Here is a 15,651-nt window from a genome sequence, read left to right as displayed (position 1 = left end):
AGTTTATGAGTAGAGAGGTTGTATTTGGTATGCCCTTATTAAGCGTATATACCCCCTGCAAGAGGGAAGGTAACTATTTGCGTGTTCCGTTTCCCTGCAAACGGTCCTGTTCAGTCTGGGAGCCAAAAGAGCGTTCCTCCACGCTTTTGGCTTTTAAATTTCCGAGACGGTAGGTGTAGGTCAGCAAAATCTGCTGGCTTTCGTATCGATGCGCAAAATCAATACGGTTGTTTAGGTAAACGCCATGATTTTTTATGATCGCTGAATGAAATATATCCGTAGCAGCCAGCTTAAGTGAACCTCGTTCCCCTACTGACCTTTGTACTCCGGCGTCAATATTCCATAGTGGATCGTATCGGAAATACCCGATGACGGCTCCGGTTCGACCAATGAAATTAAGATTTGCCGTAAAATACTTTGTTTTAAATGTATTAAAAAGCCTAAGAATGGCCGTTGATTGACCTGTATAGACATCAATATCATTGTAATTAGAATAATAGCGCGTGTTATGCGCCGTTACTGCGGCTTGCAGCTGCCAACCAGTTTTGATAGTAAATGGGTAAGAAAGCGTCATTGACCAGCGGCGCTCCCAGTCAAAGTTTATGTTCGTATTTAATGTAGTGGCCTGGATTGAATCAATTCGATAAACGACTTCAGTAATTCTGTTTTGCGTTTCATAGTGCAGTAGGGTTAAACTCAAGCGTTTCGGAGTTGTCAGCGTAGTTTGAACGGTTGTCGTGTACTGCGGGATTAACAGTGGATTGCCCGTATAAAGTGTTAGGGGATCGAAATAGAGGTAAGCAGGATTAAGTAAGTCAAAGGCCGGGCGGACGATACGACGATTCGCGGATACGCTTATACCATATTCGCTCTTACTTCGATAATTTAGAGATAAGGAGGGAAATAGGTTGGTATAATTTCGGGAAACGGCTTCGTTACTTGTTGAACGGCCATCATAGCTAGTGTGCTCAAGCCGTAATCCGGCTGAAACATTGACTTTCTTTACGCTGAACGACAGATTACTGTAAGCCGAGCTGGTGTTTTCCTGATAGTGAAACCCGTTGGCAAGTTTAGCTTTTACATCCAAAAAACCATCTGTAAGGGTATTTACAAACGGTTGATTATTCATTAAAATCGTGCTGTATTTTACGCCCGTTTCAAAACTGCCTTTTTTCATGAAGGAAGATTGATAGTCGATTTTAGCCGTTTTAATGGTGACCCGGTTTGGATAGTTTATATTAAATAATTCGGTAGACGGTACGTTATTTTCCCGCTCATTAAACAGAGCGGTAGATCGGTACTTGTCATCATAGCTGGCAATATCAATATCACCCGTCAGCAACCTGGTGCTGGTAAAGTTGGTACGAAAATTAAGGTTAGCCGCCAGATTCCACGTTTTTTGCTGCAATTGGTTCTGTGCATCGATATGCATCAGGGGCGCGTTTGGCGAGGAGAGCCGGTAATCGAGCGATGCTACCGGATTTTGCGTTTCGTTATTGTGGGATCCTTGAAGCACGCTGCCAATCACCGTATTTTTACTAACCGTCCAATCCAGGCTGGACCGTAGTAGTTGACCAAAGCAATCCACGTAATTAAACTGACTGCCCGATGAATAGCCATCCGCTCTATTGGCGTTAAACAGCGTCTGCTGCCGTTGCCAGCTGTAATAAGTTGGTTGATAATTCGGGGCAAAAAATAAAGCAGCTTGAAGCTTTTTGGTCTGTAAACCAAGGGAAAGTGATGCGTTACTTTTTACATAGCGGCCGGCTCCCCCGGTCACACTAAGTTCTCCCGTTAATCCTTCCTTGATCATATTCTTGGTTTGGATCAAGATAACACCAGCGCCAGCTGCGTCGTACTTTGCCGGTGGAGATGTCAATATTTCAATTTTTACTACGTTAGCCGCGGGTAACGTTTGAAGGTAAGCTATAATCTCGCTGGGTGTCGAATAGAGTTGCTTTCCATTTACATACAGCACTAATCCCGTTTTGCCGTCTAAGCTTATGGACTTGGAAATAGGGTCTATCGTCAGACGGGGAGCTGCTCCCAGCGCATCGAATGTGTTCCGACCGGCATAAGCGGGATTATCTTCCAGATTTAGGAGTATACGGTCTCCGTTTAACTCAAATAGTGGCTTTTTATCTTTGATGGTAACTTCACTTAGCGAAACAGACTTGGGTTGTAACGTTACATTCATCGGAACGGGGGCTACCGAATCGGACCTTATAAGGAGTTGCTGCAGGGGTAAAAAACTGATGTGTGAAATGATGAGCTGGAGCGTGTCCCGAGTGCTGTAACGAATACTAAAGGCCCCTCTCTCGTCTGAGAACGTTGCTTTAACCAGGCTGGAATCTTTTTTTAAAAGGGTCACTAACGCATTCGATACGAACTCACCCTGAATGCTTTTTAAAGTGCCATATAGTATCTTTACTGGCACAATAGTAGTATCCGTTGCATCTCCTGTTTTTTGTGCATTAACACGACAAACCGACACACTCATCAGCAGAATTAAGATGATGAGGTCTAATTGGCGTGTTCGGCTTAATTTAAAATTTATCATATTAATTTATGCTGCATTTCAACTTTAAAACTACTAAAAAATTGTTATTTTCGGATGGGCCTCAGGTTTATCTGCCCAGAAGAGCCTGGAACTGGCTGCGAATTGTCTGCCATATCATCTTCTGGGGTTACAATTTTTCAACATCCTTTTTTGCCTTTAAAAAACAGTTACAGCCCTCACCGGACGAGCCTGCATCGACAAACTTGTTTGTGTTTGTTGCCGGCGTCCACATGATTACTACGCTGTTAGCTTTTTACATAGTGGGTTATAGAGTTGTTCCGTCATTTATGAGGTCCTTGCTGGCTTTACGGTGGAAAAATGAAATTTTACTCGCCAATGTGGTCTATGTGGCAGGTTGCTGGTTTACCATGCTATGCCTGTTCAACGTTATAGATTACTGGTCATTTGACTACGCTTTTCATCATTTTACGCCCCCTCCTCCCTACGTAACGCGTGTATGGACGTTTTTGGAGAAGACGGGACCAATCGGCTGGCTGACAGAAATCGTCAAGGGCGAATTTTTTATTTATACGTTTGTTTCGGGCTTTAACGTGTCTTACGTGTTGTTACCGCTGTTGCTCCGTATCATTCGTTTATCCATCGCTTATGGCTATGATGGAATTTCAGCAACAGAAAAAAATAAGATGCTGATCGCGGACCAACTACAGGTATTGGAGGTCAATCAGCAATTGCTGGAAGATCAGTTCAAAACGCTCAAGGAGCAAATCAATCCTCATTTTCTGTTTAACGTCTTTAATAATATATACGCACAGATTCACTCAACCAATAAGCGTGCGGCTTCGTTACTAGGAAATTTATCGAAGTTAATGCGCTATACGCTCTACGAAACAAGTGATCTTTTTGTGCCCCTTTCAGGCGAGTTAACGTTTATTAGTAATTACATAGATATTGAAAAAACGCGTATTTTCTCACCAGAGCGCATAGAACTTACCATCGAAGGCAATCCAAGCAATTATTTAGTGCCCCCCCTGTTGTTGATCACCTTTATTGAAAATGCGTTTAAACACGGCATCGATAACAGCTATTCGGAAGGTTGGGTGCTCATTAAAATAAGCATTAACGAAAATAAGAATTGCCTTGAAGCGGAAGTAACAAATTACGTCGCCAGCGATGAGCCTGCGGATGGGTTGCCGGCAGTTAAACAACTACCTAAAGTAGGAGGGCTTGGTTTGAAGAATGCCAGAAAGCGTATGGATTATCTTTTTAAGGATAAATACACATTACTGGTTAGTGAGCCGCAAAATGAGTATCATCTTCAATTAAGTATCCCTTTAAACCGGGCTTAAGTATATGAACATCGTCCCTAAGATTAAATGTCTGATAGTAGAAAATGAGCCGTCTGCCCAGGAATTGATGCTGGATTTTGTTAAGTCAACGCCAAGCCTGACGCTGGTTGGTGTAGCGTCGAACGCTCAGGAAGCGAATCAGTTATGCGTGACAAAGAAGCCTGACTTACTGCTGCTTGACGTACAAATGCCCCGGTTTTCAGGTTTTGACTTACTGGAAATGCTGCCCAAGCCCGTTCCGCTGGTAATTATAACGACGGCCTATAAAAAGTACGAATATGCAATCAAAGGCATTAAATTCGCCGTTGTCGATTACCTAACCAAACCGTTTGATTACAAAGAGTTTTCGGATGCTGTTCAAAAGGTAGAGCTGCAGTTGGGTGTTAAACGATCCGATTTTGATGCCGGCATCCAGGAATCCCACATTGAGAAGTCTTCGCGGATTTTAACCGTCAAAGTGGATCGAGTTGATAAAGACATTCCCATTGAATCGATCATTTATTTAGAATCAGCCGATAATTACGTAAAAATTCACCTCCTGAATGCAGCCAAGAATAGCCTTATAACTAAAGTCACGATGAAGGAGCTTGCCTCCTTGCTTGGTAATACAGAGTTTGTGCAAATCAATCGTAGTTACGTAGTCAAAATCAACCAGGTTAAAAAAGTTACCTCAACTAGTGTCAGATTGGCTTCAGGTCATGACTTACCAATCGGTTCTAGTTACAAATCGTACATTAAAGATTTCTTTGCGTACCTGACTAGTTCGATTTGAACCTTAAATTCGCCAACTAACCAACTATTCTTCAAATTCGCCAACTTTTTAAGGTGTGCAGCATGATTTTTCTTCTACTTGCAATCAAAAAAAGCAAAGTGATTATGAAAAAAAGCCAAACTCAACCGGAAGTACGCTTCAGACTGATGAAGCGTCAGATTGCCAGCCGCCAAACCATGCGAAAAGGCGATGGGCGAATTATTTCAGGCTCAACGATTGTCAACACAATTGCCTGAGGACGCAAGGTCGTTGGCTGATAACAGAGGAATATGGGGTTTCAGGATGGTATAAATACTTTTCGTATGATTACCAGCAGATAGTTTAGTAACAAAATTTGAAATTTATTACTTTTACTACTGTTGAAACCTAATTCGTATTGATCCTATGGAAAAAGTAATGCCCTTTTCAGCTCAACAACTTCTTGGTAAAAAGAAGCTTAATTCAAGGATGACCCGCATTAAGGGCTGCAATAATCCAAAAGCAGTTGGCGGTAATTCAACGGGTAGTGTTAATACCTACGATTAAATTTGCTTAGCTTTTTTACCTACAAAAAATCCCGCTTAGTCCTCGATTAAGCGGGATTTTTTGTAGACCTTTTGCTACTCATGGACCCTGTATTTACTCACTTTGACTTTTTTTGCCTGCGGGTAGCTCAGAAGCCAATCACCTACCTACGCGAGAAGATTGATGAACTCCTGGCAACGTCACCAACGCCTGATAGCTACGTCCTGCTTGAGCCTATTTTGCAGCTACCCTGGGTTAAAGAAGCCTTATATTTGGCATCTCCTAACTTATACACCAGTTGGTTCTCAGCCCTGGAATCAGGTAAGCAACCGGGGCAGGCGGTAGCACAAGCCCTTTGGCGGTACGTATTTAGACTCTTCAGTCGATCAACGCCCTTTGGTTTATTTGCGGGTACTGCAGTGGGCACGCTCACTACTGAATCAGTGATCAGCTTTGGCCCGACCCCCTGGCAACCTTACAGCCGGCCGGATGCATCGGTTTTAATCGGTATTGTTCACGCTTTAGACTTGCAACCTCTACTTCGTCCCTACCTGACCTATCGACTCAACAATAGTGTTTATAAAGCGGTCGATTCTTTCAGGTACGCGGAGGCTGTTTACGATGGAGATGATACCAGGATCATTTTATCTTCCGTCGAAAGCAGTCCTCAATTGGAAGGCCTATTAACCAAGTTCTCACCAACCCGATTTGATACGTACGATCAACTCCTTAAACTGGCTCAAGGTGTTGAACTATCTTCCGATATTATCGATGCGTTGATCGAGGCCCAGGTATTGACTAGTAATTTACAGTTGGCTGTTACGGGGCGTAATCTGCATGAATCGCTTCTGGAGCAGTTGATTCCAATAGAGCACCTGGAACAGGTTGACCAGTGGACCGGGCAGCTTCAGGCAGCCCTTCAGCGGCTTACTCCGGCGCTGACTCTTCAAAACCTGTTCAGCGCTCAACATATGTTAGCTCAGCTAGCGATTCAAACGAATCCAGGCGCCACAGCGCCAAAATCATTGATTCAGACAGATCTTTATTTTAAACCAGCGATATTATCCTTGGATAAGTCACTGGTTCAATCGATTGCTCACCAGTTTAACGAGGTTCTTTCCTTAATTCAATCGACTACAAATCCACCTTTTCAACAATTTCAGTCTCAGTTTAAAGAACGGTACGGTCACCAAAGTGTAGCGTTGCTCGAAGTCCTGGATCCCGAGATTGGCATCGGATACAATTCTGACGAATTAGCCAAGTATCCTCTACTAACCGAACTGGCGCATGTTAACAAGAAATCGACTTTGGTAAGCACATTACCGGCTGATCTGGATGAATTCAGAAAAAGTCTGTATAAACGATATCTATTAGGGAAAAACCATGAACTACGCCTTACCGAGACGGATATAGATCGGCTTCGGGAACGTAAAGCCCAGTTGCCGTTACCACCCTGCTGGTTTGTACACGGTGAAATGTACCGGAGCAAGGAAAAAACCATCAAAGCTGCCGGAGCGGACCCATCGTCCAATTGGTCGTTTCTGGTCAATCCCAGTATAGGCAATAGCCCTTCTTCGCTCCTGGGCCGATTCTGTTTGGGAGATCCCGAACTCTCAGACCAGGTGCACCGTATGTGCGTCTGGGAACAGGCGCAGTTTCCGAACGATATACTGGCTGAATTTGTCCATTTACCGACTAAATCAACCAGTACGGGTAATTTAATTATTCGGCCAGTGCTTCGGCCTTACGAAATACCCTACCTTAACCCTTCCTCGGTGAATGGCCCGCATACCCTGTTGTTAGCGGATTTGTACGTAAGCGTAGGGGTTGATGATCAGGTTATTCTGACGCACAAACCGACCGGAAAGCGCGTACGTCCTCGCCATAGTACCGCCCATAACTCCCTACGCGGTGATGAAGTTTACCAGTTTATGGCTCACCTGCAGCAGGCAGAAAGTAACGTGCATTTCTGGAGTTGGGGGCATTTTGAACAGATGCCCTTTTTACCCAGACTAGTGTATAAAAATCTAATTATTGCTCCCGCTCAGTGGACGCTTGACCAGATTGCCTCCACGAAGGGTCAATCCGCTACTATTGATGATCTGCGAACGCTTTATAAATTACCTCGTTATGTTCTATTGATTGAGGGCGATAATAAACTGCTACTCGATCTGGAGTTTGTACCCGCTCAAACCATTATACTCGACGCATTACACAAACGAATTGTGCTTCTCTACGAATGGCTGGGTGATCAATTGGAACAGTGGGTAAGTGAGGGGAATAACCGGTATGAATCTGAATTTATTATTCCTTTTCGAACGGCAAATAGTCCTGTCAACTCTAGTAAATTACCCCAGCTTACGGCCATTAGACGCACTTACTTTCCTGGGCAGGAATGGTTCTATGTCAAAGTATACTGTCAGGAACTAGCCAGTGATGAAGTGCTTTTGAAAGCGATCTTGCCCTTTTGGGAACAGGTTCAACGGCAGGGTTGGAGTTCACAATTGTTTTTTATCCGCTATACCGATCCTGGGTACCATCTCCGGATTCGACTTTTATGTGATCCGGCTAAGACAGATGCGATCTTTAAGCTTCTCCCCGGCTGTCTTTCACCCTTTTTGGATTCTGGGCTAATTGAACGGTACCAGATTGATACTTACCAACGAGAACTTGAACGGTATAACCCGGATTTGATAACCTACAGCGAGGCCATTTTTGCGGCAGATAGTCAACTGATGTTCCAGTTTCTGCAGCAAACAGAACAACCCGATGAACTCGAACGCTACACGTTGGCGATGAGTAGTATCGATCAGTTGTACGCCGATTTTGGCCTGTCGATGGAACTTCGGGGATTTCTAAGCACTAAACTGCAACAGGCATTTTGGCAGGAACACGGCTCAGTCAAAGAAGTTAAACGTAAGCTTAATGATACCTACCGATCCTGGGAAGCTTCGCTGATTGAGGGGATGCGCGATTTGGCACCTCTGTTTCATACGCGGAGCGGCAGCATTCACAACCAGGTAACTTACGTTCAGACCTATTTTGAGAGTCAACCGGATCCTAATGCGCTGTGGGACTGGTTAATGCACCATAATCACATGAGTTTAACCCGAATATTTACGGGTCAAAACCGGCAGCATGAAATGGTGACCTATCATTTCTTAGCTCGGTATTATGCCGCTACGTTAGCGAAACAAAAATTGGTTTTTACGAAGTAATTCATTGCCATATTTAGTAGGTAATAATTTGGTAATCAATTCATTGCGGCCTGCACAAGTCATCTAAAATAGGCTAAAGATCAGCTTATTCAGTCTAGAACATTTGGCTTTTACCAGTATTTTGTACGTGACAGAATCAATTTCACCCCCGCAAAACCCCGTTTTGAACCGAAATTCACCCCCCGGCCAACTTTAATCGTAGTTGGCCCACTTTATTTCTCCTATTTCTTTTTTCATAGCAACTTAGGGCTGTAAAACTTACTTTCGGTAACCTATAAATGACCCGAGCCATGTTTCTTTATCCTTCCGTTAGCCCTAAAAGTGAATCACAGCTTCATGAACAATTTTTGACGTATCAGCGCCTGTCTTCTGTCATTGCTGATTCACAGCTGCAAGTTCTGTTTGAATACGCGCAAGAACGTCTGAATGGGTTACGACTAACAAATCGTTTGAGTTCGCTTCATGCCATCCTGCTTCGAAGCGGCTTGCAGATTTTTCGTATTGAGATGGAACTGGCCAGCCAGGATGATTCTGGCGAGGCTCTTCCTGGCTATGAATTAATCAATTTAGAATGTTGCGATGATTTAGTCCTGGAAACAATAGCGACTGAAATCAGTAGCGCTAAACACATTGTGAATCAATGTGGCCAGGAAAAACTACTGGCTAGCTACGAAGTCACAATACTACTTTGTGCTTTAGAATTACTAGGTGCTCAACTGGAAAAGTTCGGAAATGGTAGACTTGATAGCGTACAGGAACAATAAGAACTTAATTAATATTCCCTAGACTGAATATACCCGCGCACTACTAAAGCGCGGGTATATTTTTTGGTTTTACTGGCAAACAAGTTTACTAAAATTAGATAATGTAAGGAGTTAGCAGTTCAGGCCCATGGTGGCTGATTGCTTCACCGGATTCATTTTTTTTGCACCTTCTTACGCTTTTTCTCCGCCATTAGAAATTGGTATCGATCAAGAATGGTAGCCTGCTCGTTGTAGTGAATGGCTAACTCCAGTAGATCCGCTATCCGGTTTCGTACTGAGGCCAATAAACAGGCCTCAGCTGGCGTGGGCATCACTACGGGCCAACCTTTTTCGTAAAGCAGATGACCAGGTATTGCCGCCTCGATTCGTTGACGCTCTCGACTTTTCCGTTTTGCTTCAACCAAACCAGCCCTTTGAGGCTCCGTTAGCCAGGCGGGTTTAATATCTGCAAGCCAGTGCCCCTCTCTAAAACTGAATGACGATTCAATTTCTAAATCTACCAGTAACGAGTAAGCTACCCGATTACCGGTATACGTTGCTGCGTTGAGAAGATCCGTCTGACTCGCCAGAATACAGAAAGCGCAGGAAACCCGGCTCATACTATACTCCGTGTATGCCTCATGGATTGGGAGATTATAGCGATGATGCAGGGCCCAGACGTCCGAATGCTTCCACTCAATTATTGGATTCCAATTCATTCCAGCGGTGGGCGGACTATTACGAGGGGTACGGCTTAAATCATTACTCCAGGAGGCAACCGGTTTCTTTTGTCGCTCTCTCGACTCCTGACGGCGTATACCCGTTACGGATAAGATGGTCTGACCCGGAAAACGCGTGGTTAAGTATTGACTGATTATTGATGTTTTAAGCTCACTTGTACAAAATCGCATTCCGGAAGTTGACCAGGGTAGTAGCACCTTCACTAAGTCAAGATTCGCATACCGGAGTGTATTATCCTGCCAACGTTTTTGCCAGCGATTAACCATATCACCCTGTTTCCATTGAACAACCACTAACTCCAAGCCCAGTTGCTGAGCCAGCCTTTCACAGATTTGGATTGACTGTTCCCATTCCACGCGGCCTAAATCCGAATGAATTAACAGCCGGGGGCCCTTGTGTCCCATCTGATCCAGATACTGAACTGTTGCAAGTGCGGCCGCCCCTGAATCCTTTCCTCCGCTTACGCCAATGGCAACGGGTGCATCCTGAGTAATCAGCCCTCTAACCTCGTCAGTGCAGGCAATACCAGGAAAGCCATATCCCGATATATCACCACCTTTTGGACCGATTTGGGATGAAGAAAACTCAAAATTTTCAAATAGCTGGGTCTGACCTGTACTAGGTAATTTAGCTTTCATAAGTGGGCTTGCTACTTGTATCAATTTACGCATAACCCCCCGAATTTCCTGGCTTTAGCTGCTGTTAATGAGCACTATAGTCCCCGTCCTTCCCCCTTTATCGCTTTGAATGTGTTGGTGGTGTTTAGTGCCTGTTACGTGCCGTGTGGGTGCTGAGTTTTCCGCTATGCGTTCGGGCAAGCCTAATTAGTTCAGCTACCTGGCCCGTTACGGATAAGGAGTTTTATCTACAAATCCCAGGGTAGTCAATAGATTCGTCACTTGGTTTTTTGCCTTTTTAGCGGATAATTCACGACCCGCCTTTAAGAAAGCTGTAGCAGGAATAGAGCGTATTTTAGAACTTAAATTCTGGAGGTGCAATCTGTTAGTGAACTTAAGAAGGTGTCAGGGGAAGTTATCACTTACTCTATTATTTGCTGACTGTGCTGGCCTCTTCAAAAAGCCGCATCGCCATTAAGCCCGTCCCCACGGCTCCACCTGCCCGTAACGCGGCTGCGATAAAGACCGTTTCGGCTATTTCCTCGCGGCTAGCGCCCGCCTGTACAGCGTTGTTAATATGAGATTCAATACAGTAGGCGCATTGAGTGGTCAGAGCAACAGCCACCGACATAAGCTCCCGATACTTGATCGGAATGACGCCATCGGTTCGCTCGGCGGTATGCTTCAGGTTCATGAAGGCAGCGGCCTCTTTAGGAGCTGCATTTAGTAGCGTGTTGGTATAGGCACGGTCTTTGGGTGTCTGATATTCAGTCATTATGGTTGATAAAATGGGTTAAGATAGGCGGCACCCTGACGTAAGGGAGATGAGCGCTTTTGTTACTCTTTAAATGACTGACTTAAGGAGTGATTTGTGAGACGATTGTCTTTCTAATAACTGTCAACTATGGGTAGTAGCATACGATACGGCCATTCCTGATCATCGCTCGCTGATTGTAGAGATAGTGGTTATTACAAAAGATCTTCACAGCGGCATTATTTGTACTCTTTTTGTTCACAAGCATACGACCGTATGCTTGTGAACAAAACATCATAAAAAAAACCGGATCACGATTGTTCCGGGCGCTGGAAATGGACTTTGATCGTGTGAACTTCCAAAAAGTCGGGGTACAACACAAATAGCTTTTGCCCTGTCAGTTGCCGAATCAAATGCCCGCTGATCGTTTCGTCGTTGGAATGAACTCGAACCCGGCAAATGCGTAAATCTTCGCTGATTTGAAACTGTACCATCACAATGCCCAGAACTCGCCGTTTTTCGCAATCAGGCGGTGTTATCATTCGGGCAAGCTGCTCACCAATGCCAGGCTGGGTTTTCATAGTCCAATCATCACCCTGGGCGGGGCAATGATTGGGGAAAAGCATGGTTATCAGAATCAGGATGGTTTTCATCGCTCATCAGCGGGCTATGCGTAGTGCCTCGGCGTAAGCATCTGGTAATTCGCATTGCTCAACGGCCTGGGCCGCTTTCTCCACGTCGTAGGCAACGCGCACGAATTCCACGGCGACCCCTTCGCGCGAACCTGGCCGCGCCGTTTCATCAATGGTTAACAGCACATAACCGGCCCTCGGATCACCGTCCTTGGGTTTACCCACTGAACCGATATTGATGGCATGGCGGAAATAAGTCTCTTCCCCCTCCGGCTCTGCACTGACCACTTTGTGAAAGGGTTTGTGCGTATGGCCGAAGCACATCACATCGGCTCCCGCTCCCTCGATCACCCGGCCCAAACTGCGGTCGCCCCGATCCTCGAAAAGATATTCATTCACGCGCCGGGGGCTACCATGCACCAGCAGCAACGTGAACGGGGGTTGTTGCTGCCAAAGGTGTTCAGGGTCGTTGCCTAGCTCAAATTCAAGCCGAATATGGGTTGGGAGCGTACGTAGATACTGCCGTTCGTCGTTGCCTACATGAGCATTGGTGTAGGCAATGGACACTTTACCATTGGCCTTTTCCTGCTCCTCTTTGTAGGCGCATCCGCAATCGTCGGAGCTGCGACCGATGCCATAATCATAATTCCCGGCAATCGTCGGAATGCCCCGTTTGCGAATAGTGCGGATCACTTCGTTCGGCCAGATGTTGTAACCGACCAGATCCCCCAAACAATACACCGCGTCAGGCTGGCGGGTGTCGATGTCGGCCAATACTGCATCGAGCGCGGGCAGATTGGCGTGAATGTCTGAAAACAGGGCAATTTTCATGCAGGTTTTTGAAAGGCTTTTGTGTAGTGGTGGGCAAACTTCTTTTCTTGTTTCAGCGCAAAATTGACCATCAGAATCAGCACCGGCACTTCGATCAGGGGGCCAACCACGGCGGCAAAGGCGGCCCCGGAGTTGATGCCGAATACGGCGATGGCCACCGCAATTCCCAGCTCGAAGTTGTTGCCCGCAGCGGTGAAAGCCAGCGAGGTCGATTTGGCGTAGTTGGTACCGGCGCGTTTGGCCAGATAAAAGGCCGAGAAGAACATGATGACGAAGTATACCGTCAGGGGCAGGGCGATGCGAAGCACGTCGAACGGGATCGAGACGATCAACCGGCCCTTCAGACTGAACATGACCACATTGGTGAACAGCAGCGCGATCAGAGTAATCGGACTAACGGCCGGTAGAAACGTTTTCTCGTACCAGTCGACGGACTTTAGCCGGGTCAGCACGATGCGCGACAGGATACCGGCCAGAAATGGCAGTCCCAGATAAATGAATACACTTTGAGCGACCTCCCCGATGGTGATATTAACCGTGTAGCCCTGCAACCCGAACAGTGGAGGAAGTACCGTGATGAATACGTAGGCATAGACTGAATAAAACAGCACCTGAAATACGCTGTTGAAGGCGACTAGGCCAGCCGCATACAGGCGGTCACCGCCCGCCAGATCATTCCAGACAATGACCATCGCAATGCAGCGGGCAATGCCGATCATAATCAGCCCCGTCATGTATTCGGGCTTGTCGGGCAAAAAGATGACCGCCAGGCCGAACATGAGCAGCGGACCGATCACCCAGTTCTGAAGCAGGGACAAGCCCAGAATTTTAGGATTGCTGAACACCTTAGGCAGTTCCCCAAAGCGGACTTTGGCTAAGGGTGGATACATCATCAGAATCAGCCCGATAGCCAGCGGCACGTTCGTCGTACCGACGTTGAATTGGTTGATAAACCCTTCGGTCTGGGGAAACCCGTAGCCGATGGCGACACCGATGGCCATGGCTAAGAAAATCCACAGGGTTAAAAAACGGTCTAAAAACGAGAGCCGGGGTTTTTGGGTAAGCGTTGGAGTACTGAGCATAAGAAGTTAGTCGTGAGTAATTAAAGCAGGCGTGAGTTGATTGAGATACGTGTTAATTTCGTCAGCCGTCGCGCGGGCCGACCGACCAACGCCGATCAGGGTGGCCGAGGCAAAGCCCGTCCAGGCACCATAGCCGACCAGCCATAAACCCGGCGATTGAGTGGCTTTCGTACCTTCAGTGGCGATTCGCCCCTGTGCGTCCAAGATGCCCAGCGGTCGTAAATAATCCGTCGCGGGGCGGAAACCGGTACACCAGATAATTGCATCGAAGGCCTCGCTTCGGCCATCGGCCCATTGAATACCCGTTTGGGTAAGTCGCGTGAAGGGACGAACACTGTGCAGCACGCCCCGGCTCCGGGCTTCCCGTACCGGGGGAACCATCACAATGTCGCCCAGATTACCCGTGGGGGCTGGGGTTTCGCCGGTCTGCAACGTCTGGTACCGCTCACTCGCCCGGCTGAACAATACCCGTCCGTCAACGTCATCGGGCAGGAACGTTGGCTCGGTGAGCGTCACCCAAACGGTTTGGGCTACCCGCGAGACCTCAGCCAAAAGCTGCGCCCCCGAATTCCCTCCGCCAACGATCAACACCCGCTGGCCAGCGAACCCATCCGGCGACCGGTAGTTTACCGAGTGAAGTTGTAAACCGGTGTAGTCAGTCAGGCCCGGATAGGACGGAATAACCGGATGGCTGGCGGTTCCGGTGGTACTGACCACGGCGTTCGTCTGCCAGGTTCCCTGATCCGTTTTAATCTTGTAACCGTTCCCGCTGGCCGATACCCGCTCGACCAGTACCGGTCGCTGAATGGGTAATTTGTAGCGAGCTTCATACGCGGCCAGGTAATCGACCACTTGCTGCCTGCCGGGAAATTCACCACTGTCATTACTACCCGTAGGACGGGGCATTGGCCAACCGGGTAATGAAGAGGCTTCGGCCGGGGAGAAGAGCCGCAGCGAGTCCCAGCCCTGATTCCAGGCTCCCCCCGGCGCGGGTCCGGCATCTAAAATGACGAAGGAACGCCCCGTCCGGCGCAGGAAATAGCCCACCGCCAGGCCGCTTTGTCCCCCGCCGATAACGACAATGTCTATTTCTTTACTGGAGGGTTGATTCATCGCTGTCAGGATTAATAGGCGCGTCGGAGCCGGTTGGCAAACTCATCGGGCAATTGGCTCTTTTCGATGGCTTGTGCCGTCCGCTCGATATCGTAGCTTACCCGGATCATGGTTACGTGTGGTTCGCCCCCGGTCCACTCCATCAGCACGTAGCCCGCCCGTGGATCACCGTCTTTGGGCTTACCGACCGAACCGGTATTGATGGCGTGGCGATAGGTTGGCTTTTCTGGGTTGTGGCCCGGTAGCTGTCGATGATACGGTAGATGCGAATGACCGAACAGCAGGATGTCCGCGCGGGCCTTCTCCATGACGGATAGCATATCGGTCTCGGTTCGGTCTTCGAGCAAGTATTCGTTCAGGCTGGTCGGGCTGCCATGCACCATCAGCAGATCACTCCGCCCATCGGCGGTATCAAACTCCAGACGAATGTGCCGGGGTAGGCTACCTAAAAAGGCCCGTTCCTCATTTCCCAACAAGGCATGGGTGAAGGCCAGTGACTGTGCCCCCGCCCACTTTTTATGGTCAGGCGGAACGGTCGGCAGGATCTGCCCCTCGGTGAGTTGGCTCAGGGTATAATCATGGTTGCCCATCAGCGTTGGAATCCGGTGCTGTCGAATGAGTTGGACAACTTCGTTGGGCCAGGGGGCGTAGCTAACCAGATCGCCCAAGCAATACACCGCATCCGGCCGTTGTCGGTCGAGATCGGCTAGTACTGCTTCCAGCGCGGGTAGGTTGGCGTGAATATCGCTGATAAAGGCAAGGCGCATAAATTGAAAA

At 47.4% G+C, this 15,651-nt stretch carries 14 protein-coding genes; 6 read left to right on the top strand and 8 right to left on the bottom strand.

What is annotated here, in order from left to right:
- Positions 1–73: 73 nt before the first annotated feature.
- Positions 74–2,560: an outer membrane beta-barrel family protein gene (locus tag B156_RS0120370; protein WP_018621630.1), complete on the bottom strand. Its 2,487-nt coding sequence runs from the start codon at positions 2,558–2,560 to the stop codon at positions 74–76.
- 8 nt (positions 2,561–2,568) lie between these two features.
- Between B156_RS0120370 and B156_RS0120365 the strand changes: the two genes are divergently transcribed.
- The 6 genes from B156_RS0120365 to B156_RS0120345 all read left to right on the top strand — a co-directional run bounded on the left by B156_RS0120365 (position 2,569) and on the right by B156_RS0120345 (position 9,125).
- Entirely contained in the window at positions 2,569–3,867 is a 1,299-nt protein-coding gene (locus B156_RS0120365; protein ID WP_018621629.1) for a sensor histidine kinase, read from the top strand.
- 4 nt (positions 3,868–3,871) lie between these two features.
- Positions 3,872–4,639 carry a LytR/AlgR family response regulator transcription factor gene (locus B156_RS30440; protein ID WP_018621628.1) on the top strand — a complete coding sequence of 256 codons (768 nt, stop codon included), beginning with the start codon at positions 3,872–3,874 and terminating at the stop codon, positions 4,637–4,639.
- Between the two features lie 104 nt (positions 4,640–4,743).
- Complete coding sequence (locus tag B156_RS32430; protein ID WP_281167531.1) at positions 4,744–4,875, top strand: hypothetical protein; 132 nt, start codon at positions 4,744–4,746, stop codon at positions 4,873–4,875.
- Between the two features lie 148 nt (positions 4,876–5,023).
- The gene (locus B156_RS31490; protein ID WP_157627111.1) at positions 5,024–5,164 is read left to right on the top strand and encodes a hypothetical protein; all 141 of its coding nucleotides are present in this window, start codon (positions 5,024–5,026) and stop codon (positions 5,162–5,164) included.
- An 80-nt stretch (positions 5,165–5,244) separates the two neighbouring features.
- Positions 5,245–8,361, top strand: coding sequence for a lantibiotic dehydratase (locus B156_RS0120350; RefSeq protein ID WP_018621626.1), 3,117 nt, complete (start codon positions 5,245–5,247; stop codon positions 8,359–8,361).
- Between the two features lie 290 nt (positions 8,362–8,651).
- The gene (locus B156_RS0120345) at positions 8,652–9,125 is read left to right on the top strand and encodes a hypothetical protein (RefSeq protein ID WP_018621625.1); all 474 of its coding nucleotides are present in this window, start codon (positions 8,652–8,654) and stop codon (positions 9,123–9,125) included.
- A 152-nt stretch (positions 9,126–9,277) separates the two neighbouring features.
- On the opposite strand, the gene B156_RS0120340 is transcribed toward B156_RS0120345, so the two are convergent.
- The 7 genes from B156_RS0120340 to B156_RS0120310 form a co-directional block, all read right to left on the bottom strand.
- Positions 9,278–10,483, bottom strand: coding sequence for a phosphoadenosine phosphosulfate reductase domain-containing protein (locus B156_RS0120340; RefSeq protein ID WP_157627110.1), 1,206 nt, complete (start codon positions 10,481–10,483; stop codon positions 9,278–9,280).
- A gap of 409 nt (positions 10,484–10,892) precedes the next feature.
- A complete protein-coding gene (locus tag B156_RS0120335) occupies positions 10,893–11,237 on the bottom strand; it encodes a carboxymuconolactone decarboxylase family protein (protein ID WP_018621623.1) in 345 nt (114 codons plus the stop codon).
- A gap of 290 nt (positions 11,238–11,527) precedes the next feature.
- Positions 11,528–11,869 (bottom strand): hypothetical protein, encoded by a 342-nt coding sequence (locus B156_RS29565; RefSeq protein ID WP_018621622.1) that lies wholly within the window; start codon positions 11,867–11,869, stop codon positions 11,528–11,530.
- Between the two features lie 6 nt (positions 11,870–11,875).
- Positions 11,876–12,679, bottom strand: coding sequence for a metallophosphoesterase family protein (locus B156_RS0120325; RefSeq protein ID WP_018621621.1), 804 nt, complete (start codon positions 12,677–12,679; stop codon positions 11,876–11,878).
- A complete protein-coding gene (gene arsB, locus B156_RS29560; protein WP_018621620.1) occupies positions 12,676–13,761 on the bottom strand; it encodes an ACR3 family arsenite efflux transporter in 1,086 nt (361 codons plus the stop codon). The genes B156_RS0120325 and arsB overlap by 4 nt, the downstream gene beginning before the upstream one ends.
- A gap of 6 nt (positions 13,762–13,767) precedes the next feature.
- Positions 13,768–14,874: an ArsO family NAD(P)H-dependent flavin-containing monooxygenase gene (locus B156_RS0120315; protein WP_018621619.1), complete on the bottom strand. Its 1,107-nt coding sequence runs from the start codon at positions 14,872–14,874 to the stop codon at positions 13,768–13,770.
- A gap of 11 nt (positions 14,875–14,885) precedes the next feature.
- Positions 14,886–15,641 carry a metallophosphoesterase family protein gene (locus tag B156_RS0120310; RefSeq protein ID WP_018621618.1) on the bottom strand — a complete coding sequence of 252 codons (756 nt, stop codon included), beginning with the start codon at positions 15,639–15,641 and terminating at the stop codon, positions 14,886–14,888.
- Between the last annotated feature and the right edge of the window lie 10 nt (positions 15,642–15,651).

Source organism: Spirosoma luteum DSM 19990 (genome assembly GCF_000374065.1).
GTDB classification, from domain to species: Bacteria; Bacteroidota; Bacteroidia; order Cytophagales; family Spirosomataceae; genus Spirosoma; species Spirosoma luteum.
Note: the sequence above shows the minus strand (reverse complement) of the source record. Positions and strands in the feature narration are given on the sequence as shown.

Bases quoted from the DNA above. Each gene is read 5' to 3' on its own strand.
- B156_RS0120365 (WP_018621629.1), top strand. From the start codon at position 2,569: ATGCTGCATTTCAACTTTAAAACTACTAAAAAATTGTTATTTTCGGAT.
- B156_RS32430 (WP_281167531.1), top strand. From the start codon at position 4,744: ATGAAAAAAAGCCAAACTCAACCGGAAGTACGCTTCAGACTGATGAAG.
- B156_RS31490 (WP_157627111.1), top strand. From the start codon at position 5,024: ATGGAAAAAGTAATGCCCTTTTCAGCTCAACAACTTCTTGGTAAAAAG.
- B156_RS0120350 (WP_018621626.1), top strand. From the start codon at position 5,245: ATGGACCCTGTATTTACTCACTTTGACTTTTTTTGCCTGCGGGTAGCT.
- B156_RS0120370 (WP_018621630.1), bottom strand. From the start codon at position 2,560: ATGATAAATTTTAAATTAAGCCGAACACGCCAATTAGACCTCATCATC.
- B156_RS0120315 (WP_018621619.1), bottom strand. From the start codon at position 14,874: ATGAATCAACCCTCCAGTAAAGAAATAGACATTGTCGTTATCGGCGGG.
- B156_RS0120310 (WP_018621618.1), bottom strand. From the start codon at position 15,641: ATGCGCCTTGCCTTTATCAGCGATATTCACGCCAACCTACCCGCGCTG.
- B156_RS0120325 (WP_018621621.1), bottom strand. From the start codon at position 12,679: ATGAAAATTGCCCTGTTTTCAGACATTCACGCCAATCTGCCCGCGCTC.
- B156_RS0120335 (WP_018621623.1), bottom strand. From the start codon at position 11,237: ATGACTGAATATCAGACACCCAAAGACCGTGCCTATACCAACACGCTA.
- B156_RS29565 (WP_018621622.1), bottom strand. From the start codon at position 11,869: ATGAAAACCATCCTGATTCTGATAACCATGCTTTTCCCCAATCATTGC.
- arsB (WP_018621620.1), bottom strand. From the start codon at position 13,761: ATGCTCAGTACTCCAACGCTTACCCAAAAACCCCGGCTCTCGTTTTTA.
- B156_RS0120340 (WP_157627110.1), bottom strand. From the start codon at position 10,483: ATGAAAGCTAAATTACCTAGTACAGGTCAGACCCAGCTATTTGAAAAT.
- B156_RS0120345 (WP_018621625.1), top strand. From the start codon at position 8,652: ATGTTTCTTTATCCTTCCGTTAGCCCTAAAAGTGAATCACAGCTTCAT.
- B156_RS30440 (WP_018621628.1), top strand. From the start codon at position 3,872: ATGAACATCGTCCCTAAGATTAAATGTCTGATAGTAGAAAATGAGCCG.